The 13,860-nt window shown below is 52.5% G+C and carries 12 protein-coding genes, 1 tRNA gene and 1 pseudogene; 7 read left to right on the plus strand and 7 right to left on the minus strand.

Annotation, left to right across the window (positions count from 1 at the left end):
* Nucleotides 1-283 precede the first annotated feature (283 nt).
* The 3 genes from HVY19_RS02975 to HVY19_RS02985 all read left to right on the plus strand — a co-directional run bounded on the left by HVY19_RS02975 (nucleotide 284) and on the right by HVY19_RS02985 (nucleotide 3,164).
* The gene (locus HVY19_RS02975) at nucleotides 284-1,804 is read left to right on the plus strand and encodes a PAS domain-containing methyl-accepting chemotaxis protein (RefSeq protein ID WP_181682906.1); all 1,521 of its coding nucleotides are present in this window, start codon (nucleotides 284-286) and stop codon (nucleotides 1,802-1,804) included.
* Nucleotides 1,805-1,935: 131 nt separating this feature from the next.
* Complete coding sequence (locus HVY19_RS02980) at nucleotides 1,936-2,703, plus strand: siderophore-interacting protein (RefSeq protein WP_181682907.1); 768 nt, start codon at nucleotides 1,936-1,938, stop codon at nucleotides 2,701-2,703.
* Between the two features lie 161 nt (nucleotides 2,704-2,864).
* Nucleotides 2,865-3,164: a DUF1889 family protein gene (locus tag HVY19_RS02985; protein ID WP_220132936.1), complete on the plus strand. Its 300-nt coding sequence runs from the start codon at nucleotides 2,865-2,867 to the stop codon at nucleotides 3,162-3,164.
* A 518-nt stretch (nucleotides 3,165-3,682) separates the two neighbouring features.
* On the opposite strand, the pseudogene HVY19_RS02990 reads toward HVY19_RS02985, so the two are convergent.
* Nucleotides 3,683-3,781, minus strand: a pseudogene (locus HVY19_RS02990) (type VI secretion system tube protein Hcp); the annotation flags it as partial.
* Nucleotides 3,782-4,099: 318 nt separating this feature from the next.
* Nucleotides 4,100-4,175 (minus strand) — tRNA-Ile (locus HVY19_RS02995).
* Between the two features lie 124 nt (nucleotides 4,176-4,299).
* On the opposite strand from HVY19_RS02995, the gene mug reads away from it, so the two are divergent.
* Nucleotides 4,300-4,806: a G/U mismatch-specific DNA glycosylase gene (gene mug, locus HVY19_RS03000; protein ID WP_181682908.1), complete on the plus strand. Its 507-nt coding sequence runs from the start codon at nucleotides 4,300-4,302 to the stop codon at nucleotides 4,804-4,806.
* A gap of 53 nt (nucleotides 4,807-4,859) precedes the next feature.
* Here mug and rpoD read toward each other — a convergent pair whose 3' ends face one another.
* From rpoD to rpsU, 3 genes are all read right to left on the minus strand, one after another.
* Nucleotides 4,860-6,704, minus strand: coding sequence for an RNA polymerase sigma factor RpoD (gene rpoD / locus HVY19_RS03005; protein ID WP_181682909.1), 1,845 nt, complete (start codon nucleotides 6,702-6,704; stop codon nucleotides 4,860-4,862).
* Nucleotides 6,705-6,936: 232 nt separating this feature from the next.
* Nucleotides 6,937-8,682: a DNA primase gene (gene dnaG / locus HVY19_RS03010; protein WP_181682910.1), complete on the minus strand. Its 1,746-nt coding sequence runs from the start codon at nucleotides 8,680-8,682 to the stop codon at nucleotides 6,937-6,939.
* A gap of 311 nt (nucleotides 8,683-8,993) precedes the next feature.
* Nucleotides 8,994-9,209, minus strand: coding sequence for a 30S ribosomal protein S21 (gene rpsU, locus HVY19_RS03015; protein ID WP_001144069.1), 216 nt, complete (start codon nucleotides 9,207-9,209; stop codon nucleotides 8,994-8,996).
* A gap of 226 nt (nucleotides 9,210-9,435) precedes the next feature.
* Here rpsU and tsaD point away from each other — a divergent pair, with 226 nt between their 5' ends.
* The gene (tsaD, locus tag HVY19_RS03020) at nucleotides 9,436-10,449 is read left to right on the plus strand and encodes a tRNA (adenosine(37)-N6)-threonylcarbamoyltransferase complex transferase subunit TsaD (protein WP_181682911.1); all 1,014 of its coding nucleotides are present in this window, start codon (nucleotides 9,436-9,438) and stop codon (nucleotides 10,447-10,449) included.
* A 33-nt stretch (nucleotides 10,450-10,482) separates the two neighbouring features.
* On the opposite strand, the gene plsY is transcribed toward tsaD, so the two are convergent.
* Nucleotides 10,483-11,091, minus strand: a complete 609-nt coding sequence (gene plsY / locus HVY19_RS03025; protein WP_181682912.1) for a glycerol-3-phosphate 1-O-acyltransferase PlsY — start codon at nucleotides 11,089-11,091, stop codon at nucleotides 10,483-10,485.
* 106 nt (nucleotides 11,092-11,197) lie between these two features.
* On the opposite strand from plsY, the gene folB reads away from it, so the two are divergent.
* Nucleotides 11,198-11,566 carry a bifunctional dihydroneopterin aldolase/7,8-dihydroneopterin epimerase gene (folB, locus tag HVY19_RS03030; protein WP_181682913.1) on the plus strand — a complete coding sequence of 123 codons (369 nt, stop codon included), beginning with the start codon at nucleotides 11,198-11,200 and terminating at the stop codon, nucleotides 11,564-11,566.
* A gap of 85 nt (nucleotides 11,567-11,651) precedes the next feature.
* Complete coding sequence (gene bacA, locus HVY19_RS03035; protein ID WP_181682914.1) at nucleotides 11,652-12,473, plus strand: undecaprenyl-diphosphate phosphatase; 822 nt, start codon at nucleotides 11,652-11,654, stop codon at nucleotides 12,471-12,473.
* Between the two features lie 93 nt (nucleotides 12,474-12,566).
* Here the strand turns inward: bacA and HVY19_RS03040 are convergent, their stop codons facing one another.
* Nucleotides 12,567-13,808, minus strand: coding sequence for a multifunctional CCA addition/repair protein (locus tag HVY19_RS03040; RefSeq protein WP_181682915.1), 1,242 nt, complete (start codon nucleotides 13,806-13,808; stop codon nucleotides 12,567-12,569).
* Nucleotides 13,809-13,860: the final 52 nt, after the last annotated feature.

Consider the following 13,860-nt stretch of genomic DNA (forward strand, 5'->3'; position numbering starts at 1 on the left):
AGCGTTTTTTTATGAGAAACGCCTTGGGCGGCGGTCACCAAAGGTGAAAATTTGCGCATAAACAGTGCGAATAATGGGCGATTATGGGGCGGTAACTTTCAAGGTGCCAGATAGTTTTGCAGCGAAAGTATTTTAAATCAATAGATTAGAAGGCACTCAAAAAATACGGTTTAACCGGGAAATGTGATGTAAATCATCATCTATAACTAAAGATAAATTCATTCGCGCCGAAAAGGTATCTGACAAAAAATTAACAACCAGATAACCTGCACAGGACGCATCTATGTCTTCCAATCGCTACGTTACCCAGCAAAACACGCCGCTGACTGACGATACGACGCTCATGTCAACGACCGATCTCGACAGCTATATCACCCACGCTAACGATACATTCGTTAACATCAGCGGATACTCGCTCAGTGAGCTAACAGGACAGCCACACAATCTGGTGCGCCACCCGGATATGCCCAAAGCCGCGTTTGCGGATATGTGGTACACCCTGCAGCAGGGAGAGCCGTGGAGCGGAATTGTTAAAAATCGACGCAAAAATGGCGATCACTATTGGGTGCGGGCGAATGCCGTGCCGATGGTACGCGACGGTAAAACCACCGGCTATATGTCGATCCGCACCCGGGCAACGGATGCCGAAATTGCTGCTGTTGAGCCATTATACAAGGCGCTTAACGAGGGGCGTTGCCATCGTCAGGTCCGTAAAGGTCTGGTGGTGCGCAAGGGATGGTTAGGTAAACTTCCGGGCATCCCGGTGCGCTGGCGGGTCCGCAGCGTGATGGTATTTATTTATCTGCTACTGGCGGCGACGCTATACGTTTCAGGCGCCTCCTGGCCTGCGCAGGTGGTGAGTGCGCTGATCCTGTTGCTCGGCACGGCAATGTTTGAATGGCAGATCGTTCGCCCGATAGAGAACGTGGCGAAGCAGGCGTTGAAAGTGGCGACCGGGGAGCGCAACAGCGTGGAACATCTGAATCGCAGCGATGAACTGGGCCTGACGCTACGCGCCATCGGTCAGCTTGGGCTGATGTGTCGCTGGTTGATTCACGATGTATCTGGCCAGGTTTCCAGCGTCAGAAACGGCAGTGAGACCCTGGCAAAGGGTAACGAGGATCTGAATAAGCACACCCACCAGACAGCGGATAATGTGCAGCAAACGGTGACCACCATGAACCAAATGGCGGAATCCGTTAAACAGAATTCCGAAACGGCTTTCGCTGCCGATAAACTCTCCATTGCTGCCAGTAGCGCAGCGACACAGGGCGGCGATGCTATGGACACCGTGATTAAAACCATGGATGACATTGCGGACAGTACGCAGCGTATTGGTACCATCACGGCACTGATCAACGACATTGCCTTCCAGACAAATATCCTGGCGCTTAATGCGGCGGTTGAAGCAGCGCGCGCCGGCGAGCAGGGGAAAGGGTTTGCCGTTGTGGCTGGCGAGGTGCGTCATCTGGCCAGCCGTAGCGCCAGCGCCGCAAACGACATTCGTAAGCTGATAGATGCCAGTGCGGATAAGGTCCAGTCGGGTGCGCAGCAGGTTCATGCCGCAGGACGTATGATGGACGACATCGTTTCTCAGGTGCAAAACGTCACCCAGCTTATCGCGCAAATCAGCCAGTCAACGCTGGAGCAGTCTGACGGGCTGACCAGCCTGACGCGCGCCGTTGACGAACTAAGCCTTCTCACCCGGAAAAATGCGCAACTGGTTGAGGAGAGCGCACAGGTTTCAGCGATGGTCAAACACCGAGCCAGTCGTCTGGCAGATGCAGTGACCGTGCTGCACTAGTCGTACCATAGGCAGGCCAGCGTCGGGGACATCCTCCGGCGTTGGCCGTCTGTGCCATTATCTTTGATTAATAATCATTATTATTTAAGAATGGGTTTTGCTCACGCTGATTATTATCAAAAAGGTACGAAATGAACGATAAAGCCTCACGCTATCCGCAGCGCGTGCGCAATGAACTGCGCTTTCGCGAACTGACTGTCCTGCGCACAGAGCGCATCAGCGCTGGGTTTCAGCGCATAGTTCTCGGCGGCGAGGCGCTTGAGGGCTTTTCATCACGCGGCTTTGACGATCACATCAAAGTCTTCTTCCCGCAACCGGGCTGCCGCTTCACGCCGCCCATCGTTACCGATGAAGGGATTGTCTGGGGAGATGGTATGCGTCCTCCGTCCCGTGACTACACGCCACTATACGATGCTGAACGGCATGAGCTGGCGCTGGATTTCTTCATCCACGATGGCGGCGTGGCAAGCGCCTGGGCTATGCAAGCACGGGAAGGCGATTTACTCACCGTCGCTGGGCCGCGCGGATCGCTGGTGGTACCGGAGGATTATGCGTATCAGGTCTATGTCTGCGATGAGTCCGGAATGCCCGCGCTGCGTCGTCGTCTTGAAGGTCTGAGCCGTTTGTCGGTCAGGCCAGCCGTCACCGCGCTGGTAAGCGTAGAAAACCCTGCGTATCAGGATTACCTCGCGCATCTTGCGACTTTCGATATTGAATGGCTGGGTCACGATGAACCGGCGATGGCGGCGCGTCTGGCACGGCTTCAAGTACCCGCAGAGGATTACTTTATCTGGATCACCGGGGAAGGAAAGGTCGTTAAAAACCTGAGCAGTCGCTTTGAAAGCGAGGCTTTTGATTCGCAGTTAGTCCGTGCGGCAGCTTACTGGCACAACAAGTAAACGCGGTGTCGGAGCTTGTCCAGGGCGCGCTTAGTCTGAAATTTAAGCATCTTCGTCGTGACGTCTTACAAATGAAACTTAATGTTTTCTTTGCTGCTAAAATCGGTTTATGGTCGTAGTGTGGTCTTGTGTTTTACGTGGTTAATTTTAAGGATAAAAGTATGCCAGCAGTCATTGATAAAGCATTAGATTTTATTAACGGTATGAACACATCAGCTCCAACTCCGCAACCTATGGATGAGAGCACCGCCAAAGGGATCCTTAAGTACCTGAAAGAACTGGGCCATCCGGCCAGCGCCGCTGACATCACCGCGCGGGGAGAACAAGAGGGCTGGGATGCCGGGTTTACGAAGAAGGTTGCCAGGTGGGCGGAAAAACTGGAGTCCGGAGAGCGTCTTCTGATCCGAGATCCTGAGTATTTTTCGCAGTACATGCGCGAGCAACTCCAGGCCCTGGTATAAGCTGAGCATGCTCGAGAAAATTAACCTTTGATGATGCTCTCGCCGTTGAGGTGAGGGCGTCTTGTTGTAGTTTTGTTTCAACGTCTAAATAGTCAACATTCCCTTCTGTGAAACGTTAAATGATTTTTCGTAGAAGCGCGGGATCGTTTCGTTAGGAACACCGCAATATCAATAATTATCTCGATGTATCCTTTATGGCAGGAGTACCTTTTAAGCGCATCAATAAATATATGATGCAGGTATTGATTACGAATGAAATCATAAAAAGTAGTAAGGTATAATTATCTGACCATTCCAGTTCCGTAACGAAGCTAAATTTTTCAGTGTATAAGTCATACAACAAAATGTCAGGGGATAGCAAACATAGGAGTGAATATACGGCGAAAAACATTAAGGTTCTAGTGCCCACATTAAAGCGTGATATTTTGCATTCATTAGAATACCTGCACTGTACCAAATGCCCTTAATTGAGTTGTGACCATTATTGAACCAGACAGCAACAGCCCATGCCCAAATCCTAACACCTCAATACTTCCTTCACGATCGTGAACGTCTACAGCCCCTTTAATGTCTGCGCCTCCGTCGTCTTTTAACCAGAGATATGCAGGAATAGCCATGATTAAAAATCCATTTCAGTAAACCAGAAGATGTCATCATCCTCGTTTTTTACCTGCGCATAATACAAATAGTGCTATGAATTTTTGACATATATCGATGATATTTATGAAAGAAATAACAAGATGGGCATTTATATGCGTTGCTATGTAATCATTCAGCAGTATATGTGGTTTGTGAAGAAGTATGGGATAGTGAAATGAGTCAGGTGCCGATCAAAAACTTCAGATAAAAAAGTAGATTGTTACTGGAGCATTTCCCCATCGATGTTCCAGAAAAAACAAAAGGGCCGACGATTTCTCGCCAGCCCTTGCGGTGTCTGGTGGCCCCTGCTGGACTTGAACCAGCGACCAAGCGATTATGAGTCGCCTGCTCTAACCACTGAGCTAAGGGGCCGTGGCGGTGAATTATAAAGTAACTCGGTGCTGCAATCCAGACATAACCGTACGGATGCTGTTTTTATAAACAACGTATTTTCAATCCGTTATACTTTTCCCATGGGCGATAGGGTGGAGTAATCATGGTTAAAGATATTTTAGCGCCGGGGCTGCGCGTGGTGTTTTGCGGTATCAATCCTGGGCTTTCTTCGGCGGGGAGAGGGTTACCGTTTGCTCATCCGGCAAATCGATTCTGGAAGGTCATCCATCAGGCTGGATTTACTGACCGGCAGCTCAAGCCAGAAGAGGCAGAGACACTACTCGATTTCCGCTGTGGCGTGACTAAATTGGTCGACAGGCCAACGGTGCAGGCAAACGAGATCTCGCGTCAGGAAATGCACGAAGGTGGACGGAACCTGATCGCCAAAATTGAGGACTACCAGCCGCAGGCATTGGCGATTTTAGGCAAGCAGGCATTTGAGCAGGGCTTTAGTCAGCGCGGTGCGCAGTGGGGAAAACAGCGTATTACCATTGGTGCGACACAGGTCTGGGTATTGCCTAACACTAGCGGGTTGAGTCGAATTACGCTCGATAAGCTGGTTGAAGCGTTCAGGGAACTGGATGAGGCGCTGGTAGTGCGTGGAAGGTAGAGAGTAAAAAAAAACGCCACCCGAAGGTGGCGTTAGTATTTTATGCGACGAGATTAATCGTCCAGGAAGCTACGCAGCACTTCAGAGCGGCTCGGGTGACGCAGTTTACGCAGCGCCTTCGCTTCGATCTGACGGATACGTTCACGGGTAACGTCGAACTGTTTACCCACTTCTTCCAGCGTGTGGTCGGTGTTCATATCGATACCGAAACGCATACGCAGGACTTTTGCTTCACGGGCGGTCAGGCCAGCCAGAACGTCGTGAGTGGCGGCGCGCAGGCTCTCGGTAGTCGCAGAGTCCAGCGGCAGCTCGAGGGTGGTATCCTCGATGAAATCACCCAGATGCGAATCTTCATCGTCACCGATCGGGGTTTCCATGGAGATCGGCTCTTTAGCGATCTTCAGTACTTTACGGATCTTGTCTTCCGGCATCAGCATACGTTCGGCCAGCTCTTCCGGCGTTGGCTCGCGGCCCATCTCTTGCAGCATCTGACGGGAAATACGGTTGAGCTTGTTGATCGTCTCAATCATATGCACCGGAATACGGATGGTGCGCGCCTGATCCGCGATAGAGCGGGTGATTGCCTGACGGATCCACCAGGTTGCGTAGGTGGAGAACTTATAACCACGACGATATTCAAACTTATCTACCGCTTTCATCAGACCGATATTGCCTTCCTGGATCAGATCGAGGAACTGCAGACCACGGTTGGTGTATTTCTTGGCGATAGAGATAACCAGACGCAGGTTAGCTTCAACCATCTCTTTCTTCGCACGACGCGCTTTCGCTTCGCCGATGGACATACGACGGTTGATGTCTTTAACCTGCTCGATGGTCAGGCCGGTTTCTTCTTCAATCTGTTTCAGTTTTTGCAGGCCGCGGTGAACATCATCAGCCACATCATGCAGCTTTTCAGACCACGGCTTGTTCATCGCAACGGCAGCGTTGAACCAGGTTTCGCTGGTTTCATTACCGGTGAACAGGGTGATGAAGTTCTTCTTCGGCATTTTGCACTGCTCAACGCAGAGCTTCATGATCAGGCGTTCCTGAGTACGCACGCGATCCATCATGACGCGCATGCTGTTCACGAGGTAGTCGAACTGCTTCGGCACCAGACGGAACTGCTTGAATACTTCAGAGAGCTTCAGAATTTCAGCCTGCGCATCGGCGTGGCTGCGGCCTTTCGCTTTAATGGTGTCGCGAGTGACTTCATACTGCGTACGCAGTTCGCCGAATTTTTCACGCGCCAGTTCTGGGTCGATGCTGTTATCGTCGTCAGCGCTGTCGTCGTCTTCTTCTTCGTCTTCGTCCTCGTCGTCATCTATATCTTCCTGAGAAAGCTCAGAACCGACGTGAGTAGCGGTAGGTGCCAGATCTTCTTCCGCGTTCGGATCGACAAAACCAGTGATCAGATCGGACAGACGCGCTTCTTCGGCTTCAACACGATCGTACTGCTCAAGCAGATAGGTGATGGCTTCCGGGTATTCCGCAACAGAACACTGAACCTGATTGATCCCGTCTTCGATGCGTTTTGCGATGTCGATTTCGCCTTCGCGGGTCAACAGTTCAACGGTACCCATTTCACGCATATACATGCGGACCGGGTCAGTGGTGCGGCCGATTTCAGATTCCACGCTGGACAGCACTTGCGCCGCGGCTTCTTCCGCGTCTTCATCGGTACTGGTAGTGTTTTCAGCAAGTAGCAGATCATCGGCATCCGGTGCTTCTTCCATCACCTGAATACCCATGTCATTGATCATTTGGATGATATCTTCGATTTGATCTGAATCGACGATATCTTCCGGCAGATGGTCATTGACCTCGGCATAGGTCAGATAGCCTTGTTCCTTACCACGGGTGACAAGAAGCTTCAGCTGTGACTGCGGGTTTTGCTCCATAAGACGGTATCCACACTTAATTCGTTTGATTTGAGTCAGCAAGCTGTTGCCGCCAACATTTAAAGCGAGAGCATACTTATATTTTTGCCGCTGCCTCTCAGTGCGGCTTTCGGGGGCTTCCCGATCGATATTCGGCACTTAAGCCGTTGAATACGTTATCCTTCAAGTTGTCTCTGCGTTAACAGCGTGCTCTTGCTGTCTTAATGCAACTTGAATGATCTTGTCTTCCTGTTTATTTCTTCGCCAGCTCCTGGTTCAGCGTCCAGAGCTCCCGGCGTTCTTCGCTGCTTAAACCATGTGTGCGCTCGCGAGCGATTAACTCTTCCTGGCGCAGCTCAAGCATCGAATCAAACATATGGTTGAGAGAGTCGGTGAAGGTTTTTTCAGCAATATCCTTATCTGCTATATCGTCCCACATCGACAATTTTTCAAGGGTGGCCGCATCATTTGTGCCACGATAATGTTCTAAAAGTTGCCCAGTGGTCAGACCTGGCTGGGACAAACAAGTGTTGACCAGTTCGGCAAATAAGCCAAGTCCTGGCAATTTATTCTGATCCAGGCCGGTTAATGGCGGCACCTGCGGTGCCAGTTCCGGATTTTGCACCAGCAGCCCTATAAGTATACGCATGGTCGTGCGTTTTAGCTGCGGAGCGGGCCGGACTGCGCCATTTTCAGATATTTTTGGCATTAATCGTTCAAGCTGACTGTCATCAAGGATCCCGAGCTTGTTCCCCAGTTCCTGTCGCAGATAAATGCGAAGCGTCTCGCCCGGCACCTGGGTAATTAAGGGTAATGCCAACGTACTGAGCTGCGCGCGTCCGTCTGGGGTGCTGAGATCCACCTGCGGCAACAGACTATTGAACAAAAACGCAGAGAGCGGCAGTGCCTGCTCCATCCGCGCTTCAAATGCTTCTTTCCCCTCTTTACGCACCAGCGTGTCGGGGTCTTCGCCATCAGGTAAAAACATAAAGCGTAACTGACGACCGTCGGTCATGTAGGGCAGCGCGGTTTCCAGCGCGCGCCAGGCTGCGTCTCGTCCTGCCCGGTCGCCGTCATAGCAGCAAATAACATTGTTCGTTGCGCGAAAAAGCAACTGGATGTGATCGGCAGTGGTCGATGTACCCAGAGAAGCCACGGCATAGTTAATGCCGTACTGCGCCAGCGCCACCACATCCATATAACCTTCAACCACCAGCAGACGTTGCGGATCCGCATTATCCTGCTGGGCTTCATAAAGACCATACAGCTGACGGCCTTTATGGAAAATATCGGTTTCCGGGGAGTTGAGGTATTTCGGCAGGGCATCGCCCAGCACACGACCACCAAAACCTATAACCCGGCCACGCTTATCGCGGATGGGGAACATCACCCGTTCGCGGAAGCGATCGTAACTACGTCCCTGATCGTTGGTAACCAACATGCCCGCATCAACCAGCGACTGACGGTTTTCACTATTGCCGCCAAACCGTTTCAGGACGTTGTCCCAACCGGGGGGCGCAAAGCCAATAGCAAAACGCGCGATCACTTCGCTACTGAGTCCTCGCTTTTCCAGATACTGGCGCGCAGGGGTAGCGGCGGGTTGCATCAGAGATTGCTGATAAAACGTGTTCAGGCCGTCCATCAGTTGATACAGACTTTGCCGTTGATGGCGTTCGATCTGACTGGGGCCTGTGCCTGCTTCAAACGGCACTTCAAGATTGTGCATCGCCGCCAGCTCTTCGACGGTTTCCACGAACTCGAGCTTGTCGTAGTTCATCAGGAAGTCGATAGCATTGCCGTGCGCGCCACAACCAAAGCAGTGATAAAACTGTTTCTCACCGTTAACGGTAAACGAGGGGGTTTTTTCGTTATGGAACGGACAGCACGCATGGTAATTCTTGCCCTGCTTTTTCAGCTTCACCCGCGCGTCGATGAGATCGACGATGTCGGTGCGCGCCAGCAGGTCATTGATAAATACGCGTGGGATTCGTCCAGCCATATGCCCCATTTATTTTGTTATGACTTATATACACAAAATCATTCAAGATGCATCAAGGCGGCAAGGGAGCGACAAATTCGTCGGGAACGAATTTGAACAGCCGCAGGCTGCCTTCGGTGAGGGACATGGATGTCCCGCATTTATCCTCAGGAGCGTACATCAGTACGTGACTGGGGTGAGCGACTGCAGCCAACACAGAGGCAGCTTGAATGATGACGTGTATAAACGAAAACAAGCCGCGCTTTCCTTCCGGAAGCACGGCCTTACAACTACTACTCAGTCTGAATTGAGAGACTCAGCTCTCAAATAGATTAGTACAGACGAGTGCGGCGTGCGTTTTCGCGAGCCAGTTTCTTCGCGTGACGTTTCACAGCAGAAGCTTTAGCGCGCTTACGTTCGGTAGTCGGTTTTTCATAGAACTCACGACGACGAACTTCCGCCAGAACACCTGCTTTCTCACAGGAACGCTTGAAGCGACGCAGTGCTACGTCGAACGGCTCGTTTTCACGTACTTTAATTACCGGCATGTGCCTCTCACCTTTGATTAAATCGGTTTGCCGCTGGCATCAACGCCAGCTTATTTCAAAATGGTGCGGAATTTTACTGCAATTGCTGCTGCTTTGTAAAGCACCGACGCGTTTTTGAAAGGGACTTTTATAAGGGGACAGAGTATACACGAAGTCAGGAGGGAGGGTATACATCTACCCGCATTAGACCTACACTGCGCGGTATCAGAGTGAGGTAAAACAAGTCATGCGTGTACTGGGTATTGAAACATCGTGCGATGAAACCGGCATCGCGATTTACGACGACGAAAAAGGTCTGTTAGCCAACCAATTGTATAGTCAGGTGAAATTACATGCTGACTACGGCGGTGTCGTGCCTGAACTGGCTTCCCGCGATCATGTCCGTAAAACCGTTCCGCTAATCCAGGCGGCGTTGAAAGAGGCCGGATTAAACGCGACCGATATTGATGCGGTGGCCTATACCGCTGGTCCGGGTCTGGTGGGGGCGCTGCTGGTTGGTGCCACCGTCGGGCGTTCATTGGCGTTCGCGTGGAACGTGCCGGCAATTCCGGTACATCATATGGAAGGGCACCTCCTGGCGCCTATGCTGGAAGATAACCCACCGGAATTCCCGTTCGTGGCGCTGCTGGTTTCCGGTGGCCATACGCAGCTTATCAGCGTGACCGGCATCGGCCAGTACGAACTGCTGGGTGAATCCATCGATGATGCCGCAGGCGAAGCGTTTGATAAAACCGCCAAGCTGCTGGGGCTGGACTATCCTGGTGGCCCGATGCTGTCGAAAATGGCCTCGCAGGGAACGGAAGGGCGCTTTGTCTTCCCACGCCCGATGACCGATCGTCCAGGGCTGGATTTTAGCTTCTCCGGGCTGAAAACATTCGCCGCGAATACCATTCGCAATAACGAGAATGACGAGCAGACCCGTGCTGATATCGCGCGCGCCTTTGAGGATGCCGTGGTCGATACGCTGATGATCAAATGCAAACGCGCGCTGGATCAGACCGGATTTAAGCGTCTGGTCATGGCGGGCGGGGTAAGTGCCAACCGCACACTGCGGGCGAAACTGGCTGAGATGATGCAAAAACGGCGCGGTGAAGTGTTCTACGCTCGCCCTGAATTTTGTACCGACAACGGGGCGATGATCGCTTATGCAGGCATGGTGCGCTTTAAAGCAGGTGCGCTGGCCGATCTTGGCGTTACGGTGCGCCCGCGCTGGCCACTGGCGGAGTTACCCGCTGCGTAAATATCTTGCCCGGAGGCGCCTTGCTTTCCGGGCTTATTCCTTTTTCTTTCTCTTCAGCTTGGTCCAGATTTTGGTTTCCTGACGACGCCAAAGGCGCTGGATATTGTCATGATGGCGAAGCAAAATCAGGCAGGAGAGCATCGAAACCGGAAAGGTAAACTGCGGTTTAAACCACCACACATAGAACGGGGCGATGAGTGCGCTGACAATGGCGCCGAGAGAAGAATAACCGCTCAGCAGGACGGTAAGCAGCCAGGTGCCGGCCATCACGCCCGTTAAATCCCAGCCGATAGGGGCGATTGCGCCAAACGCAGTAGCAACGCCTTTTCCACCTTTAAAGCCAAAGAAAACCGGCCAGATATGGCCCAGACAGGCGGCGATAGCGATAAGCCCCAGCCAGAACGGGCTGACACCTAGCGCCCAGGCACCCCAGACGGGTAACATTCCTTTCAGAACGTCAAAAATCAGTACCGCTGCGGCTGCTCCCTTGCCACCGATTCGCAACACATTGGTCGCGCCAGGGTTACCGGAACCACTGGTACGCGGGTCGGGCAAGCCAGCAATGCGGCAGACCAGAATGGCGCTGGAAATGGAGCCGCAGAGGTACGCGAAGAGGATCATTCCAGGCGCGATTGCACTCATAAGCTGTTCCGTTTTGAAAATGTCGTGTAAAACGCTACTTCTATGGATAATACGCATATTTCGCCGGAAGTGGTATCCGGGTTAGCTAAAAAGCAGGCAGGTCGTGATGGATATTGTGTTTATAGAGCAACTTGAGGTCATCACCACGATTGGTGTTTATGACTGGGAGCAGACCATCGAACAGAAGTTAGTGTTCGATATCGAAATGGCGTGGGACAACCGTCAGTCAGCCAAAAGCGACGACGTTGCGGATTGCCTGAGCTACGCTGACATTGCCGAGACGGTGGTTCGTCATGTGGAAGGGGGGCGCTTTGCGCTGGTCGAGCGCGTGGCCGAAGAGGTGGCTGAGCTGCTGCTGAGTCGCTTTAACTCACCATGGGTACGTATTAAATTAAGCAAGCCTGGCGCAGTTGCCCGTGCGGCGAACGTGGGGGTTATCATTGAGCGTAGCGCTAATCTGAAAGTGAATAATTAACTTCATAATTATTAAACCAAACGGATATAAATGGGTCTGAAAGCTGGACTCGTTTTGGTTGTAATCTTTTTCTAGGGGTTTATTGATGAGCGATATGCACTCGCTGCTGGTGGCGGCAATTTTGGGTGTGGTCGAAGGACTGACTGAGTTTTTACCTGTTTCCAGCACTGGCCATATGATCATTGTGGGTCATTTGTTGGGGTTTGAAGGGGACACGGCGAAAACCTTTGAAGTGGTGATCCAGTTGGGTTCCATTCTCGCGGTGGTGGTGATGTTCTGGCGCAGACTGTTTGGCCTGATCGGCATTCATTTTGGGCGTCCGTTGCAGCGTGAAGGGGAAAGCAAAGGCCGCTTAACCCTGATCCACATTCTGCTCGGGATGATCCCGGCGGTGGTGGTGGGGCTGGTTTTCCACGATACGATCAAATCGCTGTTTAACCCGATTAACGTGATGTATGCACTGGTGGTGGGTGGTTTGCTGCTGATTGCGGCAGAATGCCTGAAGCCGAAAGAACCGCGTGCGCCGGGTCTGGACGATATGACCTACCGTCAGGCGTTTATGATTGGTTGCTTCCAGTGTCTGGCGCTTTGGCCAGGTTTCTCGCGTTCCGGGGCGACGATTTCTGGTGGGATGTTGATGGGGGTAAGCCGTTACGCGGCCTCTGAATTCTCCTTCCTGCTGGCGGTGCCGATGATGATGGGCGCAACGGCGCTGGATCTCTACAAAAGCTGGTCATTTCTGACCACCGCCGATATCCCGATGTTTGCCGTCGGCTTTATTACTGCGTTTGTGGTTGCGTTGATTGCCATCAAAACCTTCCTGCAGTTGATTAAGCGCATCTCTTTTATCCCGTTTGCGATCTATCGCTTTATCGTGGCGGCAGCGGTTTACGTGGTGTTCTTCTGATTATTCCGTTGTGCCGGATGGCGGCGTAAATGCCTTATCCGGCCTACGGTCGTGTAGGCCCGGTAAGCGATAGCGCTACCGGGTAATGCCTTTTCAATCAGCCGCTTTCGGGCAGTGCTGCTCTTTCCAGTTGGCGACTGCCGCAATTCGGCGTTTAGTTAGCTGCTCGCGAATTTCAATGCTCTTGTACCCCGCCTCAACCACTTCTTTCGTTGGCACTGACTGAGCAACCCGCCAGGCTTCGCGCAACAGACGCCCCTGGGGATAGTCTGTATCTTCAAAACCGGTACGGCCACGCGCATCCGCTTCGCTGGTTAAGGCGATTTGCTCTACGCGCTGCGGCTTACGCCAGGCATCGATTGAATCAAACAACTTCACAATGGTCTTCGGCTGCAGTACCGGGAAGGTGTGGATGAGATCGTGGAACTCCGCCACCAGTTTAGCTAAGTCACGAATGTCATTCGGTATCCGCAATCGCTGACATAACCGCTCCACCAGCTTCACTCCCGCTGGACCATGACCATGATGACGCGGCCAGAGTTCCGGCGGCGTGAGCCCTTTCCCCAGATCGTGACACAGCGTGGCAAAACGGACGTCAACGTCCGGGCTGAGCATCGCCGCCATGGAAAGCGTCATCAGCGTATGAACGCCGCTGTCGATCTCCGGATGCCACTTTTCCGGCGCCGGGACGCCAAACAGGGCATCCACTTCAGGAAACAGCACGCGTAATGCGCCGCAGTCGCGCAGAACCTGAAAGTAAACCTGCGGGTTTCGCGTGGTTAACGCGCTTTCCGTCTCTTTCCACACGCGTTCAGGCGTCAGGTGCTCCAGTTCACCCGCCCTGGTCATCTCGCGCATCAGCGCCAGGGTTTCGTCGGCGATACGGAAGCTGAGATGGGCATAGCGGGCAGCAAAACGAGCGACGCGCAGGACGCGCAGCGGATCTTCGGAAAACGCGGGGGAGACATGACGCAGCAGGCGGTCTTCCAGATCGCGGCGACCGTTATACGGATCCACGATTTCACCGTTATCATCTTGCGCAAGGGCATTGATGGTCAGATCGCGTCGCTGTAAATCATCTTCCAGCGTCACATCCGGCGCGGCATAGCAGGTGAAACCAGTATACCCCGAGCCGGATTTCCGCTCAGTACGCGCCAGCGCATGTTCTTCACGCGTCTGAGGATGGAGAAAAACAGGAAAATCGCGACCTACCTGCTGGTAGCCCGCGTCGAGCATCTCTTGCGGTGTGGCACCAACCACCACCCAATCTTTATCTTTAACCGGTAGCCCTAACAACGTATCCCGAACTGCACCACCGACCAGATAAATCTTCACGCCACACCACCTCTCCTGAGAAATACTATTCCTTAATCATATGACAGTGTGG

Source organism: Citrobacter sp. RHB25-C09, from assembly GCF_013836145.1.
GTDB lineage: Bacteria > Pseudomonadota > Gammaproteobacteria > Enterobacterales > Enterobacteriaceae > Citrobacter_A.